Here is a 595-nt window from a genome sequence, read left to right as displayed (position 1 = left end):
TGCCGCTTAACGTTCGACGTAAGGGGCTGGCCGCAGGCCAGTCCCCTTGACGGAGGGGTTAGGCGGCGGATTCGCATGCACCCGACATTGCCTACTGGAGTTTTGAGGCATAGCTCTTTCGAACTGCGCGATTGATGAAGCTGTTGAGGCCTTGGCCCGCACGTGCCAACTGCTTCATGTGCTCAAGGTTGCCGACCCCGACGCTCTGGGCGGTGTAGAGATAGATCGAGCCGTCTCCGAACTGCACCTTGATTGACGACTGATCAATCTCGTACGCGACAACATTCGAGTCGCTACCGCGATTTGCATTGCGTTCCATTCTTTGTCTCCCTGGTGTGTTGCAGACTGCAACATTCGAATGTTACGCAGTTCGACAGGTAGGTCAAGAATGTGGCGACTTGCACGCCTTGAAGTGGGGGCGCATTGCAAATGCTGAAGGCTTCGTCTCCGTCGCTTTCATCCGACGCTTAACGTTCGACGTAAGGGGCCTGCCGCAGGCAGGTCCCCTTGACGGAGGGGTTAGGCGGCTGGGCGACTGAGCGCAAACCGGGAAATGTATTTGTGTTCCGGTTGTGTGCTTGACGAGAGAGTGTGC

The 595-nt window shown here is 56.8% G+C and carries 1 protein-coding gene; it reads right to left on the bottom strand.

Annotated features, from left to right (window positions below):
* Positions 1 to 91: 91 nt before the first annotated feature.
* On the bottom strand, positions 92 to 319 hold the full coding sequence (locus tag AC1DYI_RS37960) for a hypothetical protein (protein WP_477209202.1): 228 nt from the start codon (positions 317 to 319) through the stop codon (positions 92 to 94).
* Positions 320 to 595: the final 276 nt, after the last annotated feature.

The organism is Ideonella sp. P3_A4 (assembly GCF_056403075.1).
The sequence above is the reverse complement of the archived record's forward strand: the minus strand, read 5'-3'. Positions and strand labels throughout refer to the sequence as shown.